The 15,795-nt window shown below is 47.5% G+C and carries 17 protein-coding genes; 8 read left to right on the plus strand and 9 right to left on the minus strand.

Features of this window, described 5'->3' with window-relative positions; all coding sequences use genetic code 11:
- Positions 1-80: 80 nt before the first annotated feature.
- Positions 81-1,760 (plus strand): VRR-NUC domain-containing protein, encoded by a 1,680-nt coding sequence (locus KWJ01_RS17425; RefSeq protein WP_224998142.1) that lies wholly within the window; start codon positions 81-83, stop codon positions 1,758-1,760.
- On the opposite strand, the gene KWJ01_RS17430 is transcribed toward KWJ01_RS17425, so the two are convergent.
- From KWJ01_RS17430 to KWJ01_RS17445, 4 genes are all read right to left on the minus strand, one after another.
- Positions 1,757-2,311, minus strand: coding sequence for a hypothetical protein (locus KWJ01_RS17430; RefSeq protein ID WP_224998144.1), 555 nt, complete (start codon positions 2,309-2,311; stop codon positions 1,757-1,759). The two genes, KWJ01_RS17425 and KWJ01_RS17430, sit on opposite strands and share 4 nt — an antisense overlap.
- A 12-nt stretch (positions 2,312-2,323) precedes the next feature.
- Complete coding sequence (locus KWJ01_RS17435) at positions 2,324-3,010, minus strand: head GIN domain-containing protein (protein ID WP_224998146.1); 687 nt, start codon at positions 3,008-3,010, stop codon at positions 2,324-2,326.
- Positions 3,011-3,229: 219 nt separating this feature from the next.
- Entirely contained in the window at positions 3,230-3,712 is a 483-nt protein-coding gene (locus KWJ01_RS17440; protein WP_224998148.1) for a DUF962 domain-containing protein, read from the minus strand.
- Positions 3,713-3,716: 4 nt separating this feature from the next.
- The gene (locus tag KWJ01_RS17445) at positions 3,717-4,247 is read right to left on the minus strand and encodes a DUF4442 domain-containing protein (RefSeq protein ID WP_224998150.1); all 531 of its coding nucleotides are present in this window, start codon (positions 4,245-4,247) and stop codon (positions 3,717-3,719) included.
- A 115-nt stretch (positions 4,248-4,362) separates the two neighbouring features.
- Here KWJ01_RS17445 and KWJ01_RS17450 point away from each other — a divergent pair, with 115 nt between their 5' ends.
- The 5 genes from KWJ01_RS17450 (at position 4,363) to KWJ01_RS17470 (ending at position 8,714) form a co-directional block, all read left to right on the plus strand.
- On the plus strand, positions 4,363-5,499 hold the full coding sequence (locus tag KWJ01_RS17450) for an FAD-binding oxidoreductase (RefSeq protein WP_224998152.1): 1,137 nt from the start codon (positions 4,363-4,365) through the stop codon (positions 5,497-5,499).
- Positions 5,500-5,571: 72 nt separating this feature from the next.
- Positions 5,572-5,931, plus strand: a complete 360-nt coding sequence (locus KWJ01_RS17455; protein ID WP_224998153.1) for a phage holin family protein — start codon at positions 5,572-5,574, stop codon at positions 5,929-5,931.
- Positions 5,932-6,043: 112 nt separating this feature from the next.
- On the plus strand, positions 6,044-6,301 hold the full coding sequence (locus KWJ01_RS17460; RefSeq protein WP_224998155.1) for a SemiSWEET transporter: 258 nt from the start codon (positions 6,044-6,046) through the stop codon (positions 6,299-6,301).
- Between the two features lie 276 nt (positions 6,302-6,577).
- The gene (gene nhaC, locus KWJ01_RS17465; protein WP_224998156.1) at positions 6,578-8,053 is read left to right on the plus strand and encodes a Na+/H+ antiporter NhaC; all 1,476 of its coding nucleotides are present in this window, start codon (positions 6,578-6,580) and stop codon (positions 8,051-8,053) included.
- Positions 8,046-8,714 carry a 3'-5' exonuclease gene (locus tag KWJ01_RS17470; RefSeq protein ID WP_224998157.1) on the plus strand — a complete coding sequence of 223 codons (669 nt, stop codon included), beginning with the start codon at positions 8,046-8,048 and terminating at the stop codon, positions 8,712-8,714. The genes nhaC and KWJ01_RS17470 overlap by 8 nt, the downstream gene beginning before the upstream one ends.
- Before the next feature lie 84 nt (positions 8,715-8,798).
- On the opposite strand, the gene KWJ01_RS17475 is transcribed toward KWJ01_RS17470, so the two are convergent.
- The 5 genes from KWJ01_RS17475 to KWJ01_RS17495 form a co-directional block, all read right to left on the minus strand.
- Positions 8,799-9,401 carry a YigZ family protein gene (locus KWJ01_RS17475; protein WP_224998158.1) on the minus strand — a complete coding sequence of 201 codons (603 nt, stop codon included), beginning with the start codon at positions 9,399-9,401 and terminating at the stop codon, positions 8,799-8,801.
- A complete protein-coding gene (locus tag KWJ01_RS17480; RefSeq protein WP_224998159.1) occupies positions 9,401-10,546 on the minus strand; it encodes an ATPase in 1,146 nt (381 codons plus the stop codon). Before KWJ01_RS17480 ends, KWJ01_RS17475 begins: the two co-directional genes overlap by 1 nt.
- The gene (locus KWJ01_RS17485) at positions 10,536-11,432 is read right to left on the minus strand and encodes a hypothetical protein (RefSeq protein ID WP_224998160.1); all 897 of its coding nucleotides are present in this window, start codon (positions 11,430-11,432) and stop codon (positions 10,536-10,538) included. Before KWJ01_RS17485 ends, KWJ01_RS17480 begins: the two co-directional genes overlap by 11 nt.
- A gap of 133 nt (positions 11,433-11,565) precedes the next feature.
- Complete coding sequence (locus KWJ01_RS17490; protein ID WP_224998161.1) at positions 11,566-12,783, minus strand: glycosyltransferase; 1,218 nt, start codon at positions 12,781-12,783, stop codon at positions 11,566-11,568.
- A 62-nt stretch (positions 12,784-12,845) separates the two neighbouring features.
- Positions 12,846-13,661, minus strand: coding sequence for a hypothetical protein (locus KWJ01_RS17495; protein WP_224998162.1), 816 nt, complete (start codon positions 13,659-13,661; stop codon positions 12,846-12,848).
- Positions 13,662-13,923: 262 nt separating this feature from the next.
- On the opposite strand from KWJ01_RS17495, the gene KWJ01_RS17500 reads away from it, so the two are divergent.
- Together KWJ01_RS17500 and KWJ01_RS17505 are read left to right on the plus strand one after the other, a co-directional pair.
- On the plus strand, positions 13,924-14,739 hold the full coding sequence (locus KWJ01_RS17500) for an FkbM family methyltransferase (RefSeq protein ID WP_224998163.1): 816 nt from the start codon (positions 13,924-13,926) through the stop codon (positions 14,737-14,739).
- Positions 14,740-14,769: 30 nt separating this feature from the next.
- The gene (locus KWJ01_RS17505) at positions 14,770-15,678 is read left to right on the plus strand and encodes a glycosyltransferase (RefSeq protein WP_224998166.1); all 909 of its coding nucleotides are present in this window, start codon (positions 14,770-14,772) and stop codon (positions 15,676-15,678) included.
- The last annotated feature ends 117 nt before the right edge of the window (positions 15,679-15,795 follow it).

Below are 15,795 nucleotides of genomic sequence, written 5' to 3' on the forward strand. Positions count from 1 at the left end.
AAGGCCGGATAGAGAAAAATAGCATAATCAGCTTAAGCCTCTACCTTTATTCTGCTCATTTCCTTAACTTTAGGCTAACGATGGGATGGACTGCGCTGCCGATAACGGAATTACCGCCAAAATACTACCTCGATAATTTTTACTCCTTGCTTGAGTTTGTTGAGGCTAAGTACGGGCACCTTCTGCTGGAGGGTGAAAAGGATTTTATTGCCCGCTTCAGGGCCTTGAGTGAGGAGGGTCGCTGCCTTTTTTTGCGTTTTGCAAACCGAAAGGGCCGGTTTTTCAGGCTTAACAAATTGAACTATCCTGAAATAGGAGCCCTGGCGCTGCCACTGCAGGAGCTGACAACCGCTGGATTTTGCCTTCTTTTTAAGGAGGAATACAAGCAGGAATTACCAAACGTACTGCAAATTTTCAATAAGCAGGAGCTTTGTGCCATCTGGAAGCTGTTGCAGCCAAAGGTAAAGGGGTTAAGCCCTTTAAAGAAGGAGGAGCTGCTCCAGAGAATGCTGGAGGAGCTCGTGCATGACGAAATACTGCAGGCTGTGCTTGCCCTTGAAACGGTGGTAATTCAGCGTTACCTGCAGGAGTATGAGCTGCTGAAATTCCTGTTCTTTGGTCACCTGCACGGCGAAATGTCGGAGTTTGTGATTCGCGACCTGGGCTACGTTCAGTACGAGGTGCTGGATAATGATAAACTGGTGGCAAAGTTCAGCAGCCGTAAAGAGGTAGAAGATAAATTCTGGATATCATCTGTATACCAGCATTTCAGGGAGCTAAGAGATGCACCGGTAGCAGAGCCACTCTACACCTGGTATATGCAGATTGCCGGCCGTGGCGCACAGCTGGGCGAAGAAGCAAGGCCAACCTTCGACAGGCTTACCCTAAAAACAGCCCGCCTGTTGGAAAGGCTGCAGCAGCCCGACTGGGCCCTGGAGGTTTACCGCTACAGTCAGCAGCCGCCTTCGCGGGAGCGGCAGGTGCGCCTGCTGCAAAAGAAAGGTGATGTGCAGCAGGCGCTGGAGCTCTGCCACCAGATGGAAGCTACACCTCTGAATGCCGAGGAGTCGATTTTTGCACAGGACTTTTGCAGAAAGCTGAAAGTTAAGAAGGCTGTAAGAAGTACTACAGAACTGCTGAAAGAAGCAGAATCTGTGCAAATATCCGAAGAGTACCGCTATTATGTGGAAAAAGGTGTGATCCGTTACTTTGCCGATAAAGGTTATGAAGTGATGTACAGCGAGAATTACCTTTTCCGCAGTTTATTTGGCCTCTTGTTCTGGGATGTGATCTTTGATCAGGATGTGCCGGTTTACCACAGTCCGCTGCAGCGCTTCCCTGCAGATTTGTACCTGCCGCAGTTTCTGGACCGCAGGCAGGAGTCGCTGAAAAAGCGGGTAGGGGAGCTTAACAGGCGAAAAGCACTGCTCAGTCACCTGCGCAGCACCTATGATCAGAAATGGGGCATTGGTAACCCTTTGGTGGGCTGGCATGAAAATACCCTGCCTTTACTGGAAGCTGCCTGTAAAAAGATACCCATGGAGGCGCTGTACCAGGTGCTGCTCAACATGGCTCAAAACCTGAAGGAGTATGGCCGCGGCTTTCCCGATCTTTTTATGTGGTCAAAAAAAGACTATCGCTTTGTGGAGGTTAAGTCTCCAACTGATGCCCTGTCGCCACAGCAACTCTACTGGCTCCGCTATTTTAAAGAAGCGGGCATCAGGGCAGATGTGCTAAGGGTAGAGTGGATAGCTGGCTAAAGCAGCAGCTGTAGGGCTTCCTGTAAGCCAGCCTGTAGCTGCCGGGGCGACAGGGGTGGTAACTGCAGGTGCTGGCGTATGCTGTTTACTACTGCCAGATCGTGGCACAGGCTTCGGGCATGTTGCTGGTGTAAAATAGCCAGGGCCAGGGCAGTTTTAAGGGTATGCGCTTTCTGGCGGATGGTGTGGGGTGAGTAGCGGGCAGGGTGCAGATGTACCCAGTGCCCGGACAGGTTGCCTACCCGCAGCACCCATTGCGAGTGGTCGGAGAGGCAAATCAGGCGGTAGCCTTTGTGGCTGCTGATCCAGACTGTGTATTTATCCTGTAACAGGTAATCCTGCTTTTGGAGCAGTTTCTTAACCTCTTCAGTAACAGCATCAACAGTTAAGGGGCCTGTATAAAAATCGAGCTGCGCCGCTCCTATGGGTAATAAGAGCTGGCTCAGCTCGTGTGGTGGTATAGAAGAAGGTGTTTGCCTTATCAGTTGCTGCAGGTATCCCTGGTGATGCTTAAGGGCATTAAATAAAATGGGTGCTGTATGCTGCAACAATCACTGAAGTGGTTAACCTCTTTTATTAATTTTCCCGCTGCCACTGGTACGGGCATTCACTGAAGTTGGGCTGCCTGTGTAGTTTACATTTCCGCTGCCGCTTATGTGTGCATCCAGTTTGTTATCGGCATGTACAGAGCAGTTACCGCTGCCGCTTATGTGTACTTCCACCTCACTGGCACGAAGGCCCTCTGCCATAACTTTGCCGGAACCACTGATGTGTGCGTTTAATACACTGGCGGTTCCGCTGGTTTCAATATCACCAGAGCCAGAAACATGCGCATCGAGCTTGTCGGCTGCAACCGGCAAATGCATCCTGCCAGATCCGCTAACATTCAGTTTCATATGGCTGGCAGAGAACTGGTCTTTGCTCTCCAGCTTACCGGAGCCACTCAAAGCCACTGCCTCCAGGCTTGGCATGCTTATGTAAATCACCACCTTCTCGAAATTATTGCCAAAGAAGCTCCACTTATCATTTTTACGTTTGATGACCAGCTGATCTCCCTTTACCTGGGTTTCTATTTCATCCAGGTCGTCGCCCTCCAGCTGTACTTTAAAGGGTCCCTTGCTTAAACGCACTTCTGCGGGTACACCTATCGATAATTTGGTGAAGCCGGTAAGGGCACGCGTTTCAGAATTCTGCGCCAGCATTGGCAGGCTCACACACAGGGCTAGGATCAGGCTTAAAAAAGTTTTCATGGTAGTAAGGGTTGTTTTAAGTTAGATGCCGGCCGGTGCGAGATGGTTGCATGGGCAGTCGAAAAAAGAGGAAGTATATGGTATGAGGTATGTTGATCCTGAAAGCGGTTTTAATAGCCAGCAGCTTACCGCTTTTTATTCTGAGCTGCTAAACTGGAACACGTTTCCCTGTACCATATACTTTGTACCCAATACTACATTCCAGCTACCGATTACCGCTCAATATCCAATTCCCAGCTTTCTGAAGATAAAGTGCATAAGCCAGGCGGGACCAATAAGCAGGAACTGCACATCTTTCAGGAAACTTGGCTTTTTACCCTCTACTTTGTGGCCGTAGAACTGGCCGATCCAGGCTACTACAAATATAACCAGCGCTATCGCCCAGAGGGGGGCAATGTTAGCCTGCTCCAGCTGCCAGGCGCCCATGAGGCAAAGTACTGAAAAAAGGAGCATGCCTACGAACAGGGCAGGGGAAAGCACCAGGTAGTAGACCAGTGTGATGAGCAGTAACAAGGTGGCCCAGTTGGCAAATGCTGCGGCAGTGCCTGTGAACATGTTGTTTAGGGGACCGGCCGGGATGGACCAGAGCAGGCATACGATGCTGAAAAAAATCAGCGGCACGCAAATCCAGTGAATGGTTTTGTTGAGTGAATTGCGGTGGCTCTCGCCATATTCACTAAGCAGCGCATCGATTTTTCGCATAAGTCTAAGCGGCTTTTTCGAGTTGGGCTTTTCCGGTTTTGACTTTTGCCCAGGGTTTTATTTGCCAGAACACCCGGGCGGTAGAGAGGTGGTTGCCCTGCTTGTCATGTATTTTGATCTCGCAGGGAAGTACTACCGATTCTGCAGTCTTGAGCGGCTCCAGTACCGATTCCTGGATAAATTCAGGACTGATGCGCCAGGTTGCGTGAGCATCCATCTTGCCCTGGTAAAAATATTGGATGTCCAGGTTCTTGAGGATAATGCGGAACTCCCTGGGACTAAGGCCCGAAAGCAAAAGCACGCCTGTGGTATATTCCGAAAGGGTTGCCAGTGCGCAGGCGTGTAGTCCTCCTATATGGTTTTTGTTTTTTCTGCGGTAGGGAAGCAGGGTTTTAATGTGCAGGTCACTGATCTCCAGGATCTCAAATTTGTGAGGCAGGTTAAAAGGGATCATGCGGCTTAACACCTGGTTGAGCAGCCACAGGTAAAAACGCGATTTTTTTGCTTTGTTCAGTAAACTGACGGGATCGGTCATGGGGCAGGGTGTTTGATTGCTTATATGCCTAATATAAAAAAAATCTGCTATAGCTACTACAACGTTTGCATGAATATGCTTTGGTAGCCTGAGCAAACAGCTTTACATTTGGGGCATGTTAAGTTTTTGGGAGCAGGAGAGCTATATTAAAGCTGATTATATAGTAGTGGGAGGCGGTATAACTGGTCTTTCCACAGCCATTGAAATAAAAGAAAAACGTCCGTCGGCCAGGGTGCTGGTGCTGGAGCGGGGGCTTTTTCCATCGGGTGCCAGCACGCGTAATGCTGGCTTTGCCTGTTTTGGCAGTTTAACGGAACTGCTGGTAGATAGGCAGGCTATGGGCTCCGAAAGGGCCTTTCAGCTGGTGGAAGAGCGCTGGCGGGGCCTGCAGAAGCTGCGCCAGCGCCTGGGCGATAGCCGCATTGGCTACCACCAGTGGGGCGGCTATGAGCTTATACGTGAAGAAGAACGGGATTGCCTTGAGCAGATCGAGGCTGTAAATGAATGGCTCCATCCCTTGTTCAGGCAGCCAATATTCAGTGAGCGCAAAGAGCAGCTGTCTGTTTTTGGCTTTTCCCGGCAGCGGGTACAAACCCTGATTTACAATCCGCTGGAGGGGCAGGTGCATACGGGCCAGCTTATGCAGGCCCTGGCAGCCTGTGCCCGAGCAGTAGGAGTAGAGGTGCTTACGGGCGTGCAGGTTGAGCGTATAGAGGAGGAAGCTTCCGGGGTAGCTGTGGTAGCGCTTGACCCGGCCCGCAAGAGTGAAGTGCCCTTCAGGGCAGAAAAAGTTGCCATCTGCACCAATGCCTTTGCCCGGCAGTTTTTGCCTAATCTCGACCTGCAACCGGGCAGGGGGCAGGTGCTGCTCACAGCTCCCGTTGCAGACTTGCCTTTCAGGGGTACCTTTCACCTGGAAGAAGGCTACTATTATTTCCGGAACATTGGCAAGCGTATCATGCTGGGTGGTGGCCGCAACCTCGATTTTAAAACAGAAACAACCACCCACATCAGCCTGAACAACAGCATACAGGAGGCGCTGGACAGGCTTCTGCAGGAGGTTATTTTACCCGGCAGGCCTGTTGCCGTTGAGCAGCGCTGGGCAGGTATTATGGCCTTTGGACCGGTAAAAGAACCCGTGGTGCACCAGCAGGGCAACAGAATTGCGGTTGGCGTTCGCCTGGGGGGCATGGGTGTAGCCATTGGCAGCAGGCTTGCCGAGAGACTGGCCGCTTTGCTACTGATAGGCTAACGGTTCTATTGCCTTAAACACACCGGCTTCTTTTCTCGTTAAGGTTAAGATTTCAACTAAAACTTTAACACCATGATAAGAATGTTAGTGCATCTGCTGGTAGATGCAATAGTACTTTTAGTAGCCTCCAGGGCAATGAGCACTGTATATGTGAAGAGTTTCAGCACCGCCGTATGGGTTGCTATATTAATAGGTATATTTAGTTTTCTGATTGGCTGGCTGCTGTCGTTACTGCTGAACATAGCCACACTGGGCCTCTTTTTCTTTACCGGGCTTGGGTTTGTGATCCGGATCATTGTCAATGCTATTATCATTGAAATAGTAGATAAGCTTCATCGGGGATTTGAGACCAAAGGCTTTACGCCATCCCTGATACTTGCAGTGCTGATTGCTCTTGTCAGCTGGATCGTTGACCTGATCATGTTCTCTTAGTGTACTTTTAAAGTATACCTTGGTGTGAACAGCTAAAACAATTGTTTTTATATGTAGGGCAGAAAGTGGCATATAGTTGCCGCTTTCTGCCCTTCTTCTTTTCTTTGCAGCAATGGATATTGTAAAGCTAATTGGTCTGGTGGCCGGCTTTTGTACAACTGTTGCCTTTCTGCCGCAGGTAATTAAAACCTGGCGGAGCCGCTCTGCCAAAGATATTTCTCTGGGTATGTTTCTTTTCTTTGTGTTTGGTGTGCTGTTGTGGCTTATATACGGCATTATGGTTAGCGATTTACCCATTATTCTGGCAAATGGTCTTACCCTTATTCTGGCGGGCAGTATCCTCTACTTTAAAATTACCTTTAAAAGTTAGGCAGCAAAGCCATCGCTTACTCTCCTGCGGGAGTTTCTTTTAATCTGTGATGATGGGTACTGCAAACAGGATTCTGATTCTTGGGCTGCTGAACATTATGCTGAAGGTCAGGAGGATAGAATGATGCGCAGACCATTGGGCAAAAAGGTGGAGCTGATCCAACATCTTTTTGGTTTTGAAAAATTTCTGCTGAGGGTTTCTTTTTAATGAAGTTTTTCGGCTTTGTATGATTAAGGCGTATATTAGTTGTTTAACGCCCTTCGTTTTTCTTTTACAATGAGTGTTACCAAGCGTAAACCACGCCTGTTTGAGGCGCTGATTCCCATACTTCTGCTGATATGTCTGCTGGCGCTAAATGTGCTGATTTTTGGCGATTCTGCTCTTGATGGATCTAACCAGCTGGCACTGCTGTTTGCTGCTGCCGTTGCAGGCATTATTGGCATTCGGTTAGGTTATACCTATGATGAAATGCAGGACGGCATTGTGCGCAGCATCAGCACGGCGCTATCTGCCATTCTTATTTTGTTGCTGATAGGCGCCCTGGCTGGCACCTGGCTGTTAAGTGGTATTGTGCCGGCCATGATCTACTACGGGCTTGAAATACTGAACCCTACCATATTTCTGTTTGCAGCCTGTTTTGTGAGTGCGGTTGTCTCGCTGGCAACTGGTTCGTCCTGGTCTACCGTGGCAACCATTGGTATTGCACTGCTGGGCATTGGCAAGGCCCTGGGCCTGTCAGAAGGCCTTATTGCAGGCGCTATTATTTCCGGTGCCTATTTTGGCGATAAAATGTCGCCCCTAAGCGATACCACCAACCTGGCACCTGCAGTGGCCGGTACCGACCTGTTTACCCACATACGCTATATGATGTGGACCACAGTGCCCTCCATCATCATATCGCTGATCATCTTCCTGGTAATTGGTCTTACCAATGATACCGGCGGGGTAGTGGCAAATGTAGAAGAGGTGCAGCAGGCCATCGCACAGCGCTTCAACATCAGTGGCTGGTTGTTCCTGGTGCCGGTAGCTGTAATTGCCATGATAGTAGGTAAAATGCCTGCCCTGCCTGCCCTGCTGATCGGTACTTTGCTGGGTGGTGTTTTTGCCTTTATTTTTCAGCCCGATGTGGTTGGCCTGGTATCAGGCGAAGTGAATGATCCCCTCCTGGGAGGCTACATAGCCCTGATGAAGTCTATGTATACCGAAATTAGCATACCTGCCGGTAACGAAGTGGTAGACGAACTCTTAACCACAGGTGGTATGTCTGGTATGCTTAATACGATCTGGCTCATTGTGTGTGCCATGGTTTTTGGCGGGGTAATGGAAAGTACGGGCATGCTTCAGCGTATAACGGAGGGTATTATCTCCTGGGCTACTTCTACCGGTTCGCTGATCACCTCTACGGCTGTTACCTGTATTTTCTTTAACTTAACAGCTTCGGATCAATACCTGGCCATTGTGGTGCCGGGCCGTATGTTTGCAAATACTTACAGAAAAAGGGGACTTTGTCCGGAAAATTTAAGTCGTACACTCGAAGACAGCGGAACCGTTACTTCGGTGCTGGTTCCCTGGAATACCTGCGGTTTAACACAGTCGTCGGTATTAGGAGTTGCTACACTTGTATATTTGCCGTACTGCTTTTTTAACCTGATTAGCCCGCTTATGACGATAGCCTTTGCCTATCTGAACATAAAACTAAGGCGCTTTTCAAACCAAACCCCTGAAAAAACAGATACTTCAGTAAATGTTTAAGCAAGAGGTTACCAAAGACGAAATTAACGAGCTGCCCCTTATCCGCTATGAAGGTAAGGTAGAGGTGGTAACGACGGAAGACGAATTAGCCGAAGCGCTGACAGATCTTCGTCGACAGCCGGTGCTGGGCTTCGATACCGAGAGCCGGCCTTCGTTCCGTAAGGGAGAGTATTATCCTATTTCCCTGGTGCAGATAGCTACTCCGGGTCTGGTATACCTCATCAGAACAAATAAAACGGGCTTTCCTGCAGGCTTAAGAGCCCTGTTTGAAACACCTACCGTAATCAAGGCTGGTATATCTATTCTTGATGATTTGCGTGAGCTTCAGAAGCTGGGTAATTTTAAACCAGGGGGTATCATAGAGCTTAACCAGGTAGCACAGGCCGCCGGTATCAAAAATATTGGTGTTCGCAGCCTGGCTGCCATTATCATGGGTATCCGGATCAGTAAAAGTCAGCAGACCTCGAACTGGGAGCGGGATAGCCTAAGCAAGAGCCAGATCTACTATGCCGCCACCGATGCCTGGGTATGCCTGCAGCTTTATGAAAAGCTGGAGCGCTGGGGGTACATTCAGCCTGGTGAACACCTGTTCCAGATGCCGCCACCGGCAAAACCTAAAATCAGGCAAAACGGAAGGCCTTTCGGCGAGCGGGGGAGTTAGGGCTTGTTATGGGTGCTGAAGCCGCAAAGGCAGTTTATTCTAGCGCAGTGCTGCGGCTACAAATTCACTCATTCACTAAATCACTTATTTGATCACTTCCACACCCAGTATCTGCCGGGCTTTTTCGAGGGCTTCGGGGTAGAGGCTCTGGCGTACCAGTAACTGCATGCGGCAGGTTTCTGTAAAGGACTGATCCTCTACCTGCATATTATATTCGCTCACCAGCCTCATGACTTCATTGGTAAGCTCATAGCCATACTGCAGCTTTAACTGCTGCATTACTACTTCTTCCTTTATTTCGTTGGCGGCCAGTGCTTCGGCTGCAGCCGTTTTATAGGCATTAATGAGGCCGCTTACCCCCAGCTTGGTGCCACCAAAATAGCGGATCACTACCACAAGCGTATTGGTTAACTCCAGTGAGCGTATTTGCCCCAGGATAGGATCGCCGGCAGAATGGTTGGGCTCACCCCCATCATTGGCACGGTAGCGTTCTGAATGGGCGCCCAGTATCCAGGCATAGCAGTGGTGGCGGGCATCGAAAAACTCCTTTTTCAGGGTCTCCAGTACTTCCTTTATCTCCTCTTCGCTTTTTACCGGGTGAGCCCTGGCAATAAACTTGCTGCCTTTTTCCTTGTATAGGCCTTCGGAGCTTCGGGCAATGGTCCGGAAAGAATCGGATGGCTGCATTACTTCAGGTGGGCTTTGGCTTCCTGTTTTACTGGGTACTCGTACATAGCCAGGTCAAGTGCCTGCTGCCATGCTTTTTTAGCCTTTTCCTGCTGATTCTTTGCCTCGTAATAACGGGCAATGCCGGCATGTGCCATGCTTCTGTAGGTATCTGCTATGTAATTGAGGGGGGCTGCCATGCTAAGCGCAGCATGGTAGTGGGGTAAAGCCTGCTGATGGTTTTGATGCTGTTTTTCCTGCAGTAAGCCGCTAAACAGCTCTCCGGCAGCGCGGTAGTAGGCATCTGTTTCCTTCAGCAGGTAGGCTACATGTGGGGCTGCTTCGGCATAATGCCGGGCGGCTATGAGCGACTCGGCCAGCTGCAGACGAATAAAGCGGTTATTGGGAAATTGTTTGTAGAGTATCTGTATGCTTTGCAGCGCTTTCTGTGGCTGGTTTTCATAGTAAAGGTAGAGGTGCACCAGGAAAACTGCCGCTTCTGCTTTGGTAAATACATTGTTGCGTACAGAATACTCCAGCTGCTGCAGTCCCAGTGATTTATTGCCATCCTGGAACATCCACATAAAAGATTTATACACCGGGTGCAGATCGGGATACTTTACCCGGTAGTAGTTATAGAGGCCTGTGGGGAAATAAAATTCCTTGTACGACTCCTTTAGCTCAAAACCCTCCTTCATATAGCCGTAGGTAGGCCTGGCCTGCTTTAGCGCTGCCATATAATCGCCCTTCTCTGCATGGAAACGCGTAAGCAGGCTATTGGCGGTAAGGGCCGCGAAAACACTCACAGTTTTGTCCATGCCTTTGTCGAGGTAGGCCTCTGCCTGGCTGTTGGTCTGATGCAGCAGCTGTACAAACTCATGATAATGCGGCGATGCCAGGTGCATGGGGGCATCCTTCCAGTAGAGGTTGAGGGCTTTCAGGAGCGGATGTACAGGATGCGAGGCCGGCACCCGGTGCTTCAGCATTTCCAGTTCCCTGTCTACCTGCTGGTGCCGGGCATCGTAAATAAGGTATGTGATGCGCTCCACATCTTCCAATCCCTTGGGGTCGCCATAGAGGGTGTAGGCTTGCCCACGGAGCAGGAGGGGGCAACACAGGAGTAACAGCAATATGGCAGAAACAGCACGAACCAACTTATAAAGCACTTAAAATTTCCTGATAAGATAGCAAAAATATAGCCAAAACAGACAGCAGCAGTCCGAGCTGGTTAAGGGGCAGCAGCTTTTCCTTAAAAAAGAGCACCGCAGCAATCGAAGAACCTAAAATTATGCTGATGTTAAGGAGCGGATAAAAGAATGCGCCGTTATTATCGAACTCTGCCAGCCCCTTTACGATAAAATAGATGCTGAAAAAATTAGGTACGCCCAGTACAACACCCCCTAAAAACTCCCTGCGGCCTGTTGGCTGTTTTCTGAAAAGCTGCAGCACAAGGCCTAGAATGGCTGCAATAAAAAAGATCACCAGCGGAAAGATGCCTTCTTCCCTGGGCGTTAAATATCGGTAGGAGGTATAATTAATGGTCGTATCGATAATGCCGCTGCATAAAAACACACCAAGCGGAAGCAGCAGTATAAGCCTGTTGCCCGGCAGTGGTGCTTTTTTCTCCTCGCGGGGCTTCCAGGAGCTAAGGTATATTGCTACAAAAGCCAGGGCAATGCCCAGGTAATTCCAAAGGGTAAACTCCTTGCTCTCGATCTGCAGTATAAACATACTGAAAACCACCGGCAGCGCCAGCGACATTTTGGCGGCAATGGAAGAAACCGTTACACTAAGCCGCTGGGTAGTCATGGCCATCATATAGAAAGTGCCGATAAACATTGCTCCCAGGAAAAAGGCCAGCAGCAGCCAGGGGCTATTGATGGAAATAAGCTGCAGACTACTGAAGCCACCCAGGAAAACCAGGCCGGTGATGATACAAACAAAGTAGTTTACCACAATGGCCGGCAGGGTGTTAACACCATAGCGGGCATACCCCCTGAAGATCAAAAAAATAGCAACATTAAAAAGGATGCCTAGAAGCAAATAGGGCATAGGATGCAGAATAAAACAGGCTGCGAAATTAATGAATATTTATGAAAGCAATAAATAGGGGGTTTTAAGGAGAAGTAACATTAAAGTATGTAGGGAAACCAGGAGAATAAGCGAGCCTCTGTAAAGCAGCTGTTTAGTTTTGGGAAAGTATTGCTCTGTAAAGTGTGTAGACTTTCTCTGTAACGGCTGTGCTGGAGAAACGCTTCATAAAATCTTCTCTGATAGCAGTAGGAGAATATTGACTGTAAAGCCTGATCATGAGATCCATTGCCCCTGCCAACTGATCGGGGGCCTGAACATCTACTACTAAACCATTATGCTCCTGAACAATAAATTCAGGCCCGCCACAACGGGTTGCAATAATGGGCTTTCCACAGGCGAGTGCTTCGGCATAAACTACTCCCATAGACTCATGGATGCTAGGTAGCACAAAAGCATGGCAGTTTTTAAATTCTTCTGCCGCTTCTTTTCGTGTCAGTTCTCCAAGCCATTGTATGTTAACATCGAGTTGCAGCTGTGTGGCCAGGGCCTGATATTCCTGCAGATGTTCACCATCTCCTCCTATTCTAAAGTTCACCTTCTTATTGCTCATCAACTTTATAGCCTTCAAAAGGTCTGGGATTCCTTTTTGGGGTACCATTCTACCTAATGTGAAGAAGGTGAAAACTTGTTGTTCCTGCTTATCAGAGGATTTAGCCGGATGAGCTAAAGGAGAGAACATACTTTCATTTACTAAATTTGGAATAATAACAGGCTGTACACCAGTTTTATCCTGTATATCTCTGGCGGCATGCGGGCTGATGGCAATCACCGCATCTGCTTTTTGCATGGGCAGCAGCACTTTATCCATGATTTGTTGTTTGCGCATATAGCAACTAAAAGGAAAAGGGCTCATTTGCTCTGTTATTACATAGGGCAGTTTATGCCTGGAGGCCAAATGCATTGCTATGTAGCCTGCAGGAAAAGCAACCTGGGCATGAATAATTGTGGTTTTACCAAAATCAGATTCAAACCGGTTTAGATTCTCATCATTAGCCTCAATAATGCGCTTGATGTTACCCTGAAAAAGTTTATCACTCCAGGTTAAAGCTGGGCAGTAATACTCCTTTAAATTATCGTAAATGGTGTACTGATAATTGCGCTCCAGAGGGAATCGGAGCAGTTTGTAAAAATTTTTAAGGTGATCTTTAGCCCAGATTAGGTTTGCCTCTGTTTTTTGTCCCCAAAGGCTGACTCCAGAGTTCAATGCAGGGTAAGCCGCCGCCATTGCCTGGATCAGTTCCTGATGAAAAATTCCGGAAATGTTTTCATCCGCCGATGGATACCAGGATGGTATATAGAATACATTCATGTACTACTGTTAGTTATTCAGCTTGTAAGGCAGCGGGCACTGTTTCAGCAGAAAAATAAGAATTACACCGACCTGAAAATGTCATCTTTGTTTTGTTGTATTTTCAAATACATTGCATCATGTTCTTTTTCCTGATGTTTTGCTATTTCCCAAGCCATTGTTTTGTGCCATAAACGGTCTATCACTGCATCAAGGCTACGACTTTTACTTGAGGCCCACCAGAGTGCCCTCGAGAAAATGGATTTATTCATCAGGTCTATTCGTTCTGCAGGAGGTCTGAAGCCGGCACCGTGGTGGTAAATGTGGTTGTGATAGATACCGTACCATACAGGGTGAGTGCCCAGGGATTGCGTCCGATAGAGGCGCAGCCATTCTATGTTGAGTTCAAGTAACTGTTTGAAAAGATTGCCCCCCACATCAGATACCAGCTGGCCGTTACTATCTTCCCAGCAGTACCCTCTTTTCCAGTCCCCCCTTATTTGCTGCCAAAAACCAACTGTAGTAATACAAAAACTTGGGTGAGGTTGTGGATCCATTAAATTCTCTTTTCTAACAATTGCTGCTAATGGATACTTTGGAACTACCTCCGCTATAAAATTCTGCATGGGAGCTATAGGAAAAGCATCTCCATCAAGAAAAATAAGAACATCATTTGGATTGGCCTGCGGTGCTATAATTTGTGATAGTAAGTTTAACTTAACAGCATGTTCTTCAATAGGTTCATCGCATACATAGAAGAACTTCTCATAATGTTGTTTCTGAATTCCATTCAGAAAAGCATACACCTTAAATGGTTGAGGTAGATATTTTTGTAAATAATACAACTGCAGATCAATCCATTGATCAGATTGCCAATGTACTGTAACTACATGTATCATATTAATCTATTATCGTAAGGCGAATCCTTTAACATATGAAGTTTATATACATTCAAAACCTGATGACGGCAAAACAATAACTCCTCTTCTAATAATTCTGCAAGTTTATTAAATGTGCTTCTGAAGACTAATTCAGAAGACATTATCATCGGTTTCTATTACTGTTTAGAGCAGTGACCCTGCAAAATCTTTATATTCACAATTTACTATTGAATCTGCTGGTAAACTATTGATTCTAAACTTCTGCTTCTATTTCAATTGCATGTTAAAGGTTCTAAAACGACTATACGCCTGGCTTTACAACTATTACATCCATTATCGGGCTCGTAAAATTAAGGGCTGGCAGCTTTTTTCTAGTAAACGTCTGGAACTGCGCTTGTTGTTGAACTGCAGTAATTTTATTGACTTCATAATCAGGGAAAATGGATGTTTTGAGGAGGAAGTACTGGTAGCAATTGATTTATATAGCAGTGATAAAAAATTTCTGTTTATTGATGCTGGTTCGCAGCTAGGTCAGTTTAGTTTGTACGTTAAAAAAAGATATCCTAGTGCTGGGATACTTTCTTTCGAGCCAAATTTAGCTGCTTATCATCAGCAACAGGTTAACATGCTAATCAATGACCTCGATTATCAACTTGTACCAAAAGCACTAAGCCTGCAGACAGGAACAGCCTCATTCTTTACACCTTCTGAACATTATACTGATGGATACGGCAAGCGAAATCCCGGAATTGGCAGTCTGGTGAACGAGCCGCAATCCCTGGCTTTCGGTTCTACTGTTGAAACCGTAATGCTTGACTGTTACAGGAACACATGGATTGACTATGAAAATATATTGATTAAAATTGATGTGGAAGGTGCAGAATGGATGGTTTTAGAGGGCGGCAGAGAGTTGATGACTTCCGGTAAGAAGATTTGCCTGATTGTGGAGCTGTTCTCTGAAAGTCACCCGGAAAATGTGGGGAGGGTGAAGATGTTGCTGAAAGACTGGGGGTTTAGACGATGTGATAAGGAGTGGCAAGTGCAGGCTGAAGATGAGTACGAAAAGCAGTCAGGAAATTATTTTTACAAACGCTAAGCATTCAATACTTTTAGTCTATCCCTGCTTATGTCCCAACCCCTTGTAACCATCATCTGCCTCTGCCATAACCATGCTCCCTGGGTGGTGGAGAGCCTGGAGGCTGCCTGGCAGCAGGCTTATTCCAATGTTGAGCTGATAGTGGTAGATGATGCCAGCAGTGATGGTAGCCAGGAAGTGATAAAGAATTGGCTCTATGATAAACCACAGATCCCTTTTATTGCGCTAAAAGAAAACCTGGGCAACTGCAAAGCCTTTAACAAAGGTCTTGCCCTGGCGAAGGGCAAGTATGTGATTGATCTTGCTGCTGATGATATTTTGTTGCCTGATAGGGTAGCCATTGGGGTGCAGGAAATGGAAACGGCTGGCGAAGGCTGGGGTGTGCATTTTACTGATGCCTGGTATATTAAGCCGGATGGCAGTTTGCTGAAGCCACACTATCAACGATCCTTGCAGGGAAATCTGTTGCAGCCGGTACCACAGGGCTGGGTTTACAGGGAAGTACTGGAGCGTTATTTTATTTGTACACCCACCATGATGATGCGCCGCAGTGTTCTGGATGCCCTTGCTGGCTACGATGAGCAACTGGCCTATGAAGATTTTGACTTCTGGGTACGCTCTGCAAGGCTCTGGAAGTACCTCTACACCGATCAGATACTGGTTAAAAAGCGGGTGCTGCCCAGGTCGTGGTCGGCCAGGCAGTACGAAGCAGAAACCTTGCAAATGGCCAGTACCCTGGCTATTTGCTACAAGGCAAAAGAGCTGAACCAGACAGCGGAAGAAGATAGGGCATTGGGTAAGCGCTTAAGTTACGAGATCCGTCAGGCTATTCGGCATAAGCACAGGGAAATAGGCAGGCAAATGCTGGCACTTAAAAGAGAAGTATGGCCTGTAGGCTGGGAGGATGCTTTGCTGGCGTTTTTACTGAAACGTATTTGAGCATTTTTGGTGAAAAGGATGCTCCCTGATTGTTATGAACTTTTGAAGTTTGAGGTGCCCCACTTGATACTAGAGCATTCATTTTAACACAATTAAGGGTTCCTGCAAAAAACAGGA

This window comes from Cesiribacter sp. SM1, assembly GCF_020178975.1.
GTDB lineage: Bacteria > Bacteroidota > Bacteroidia > Cytophagales > Cyclobacteriaceae > Cesiribacter.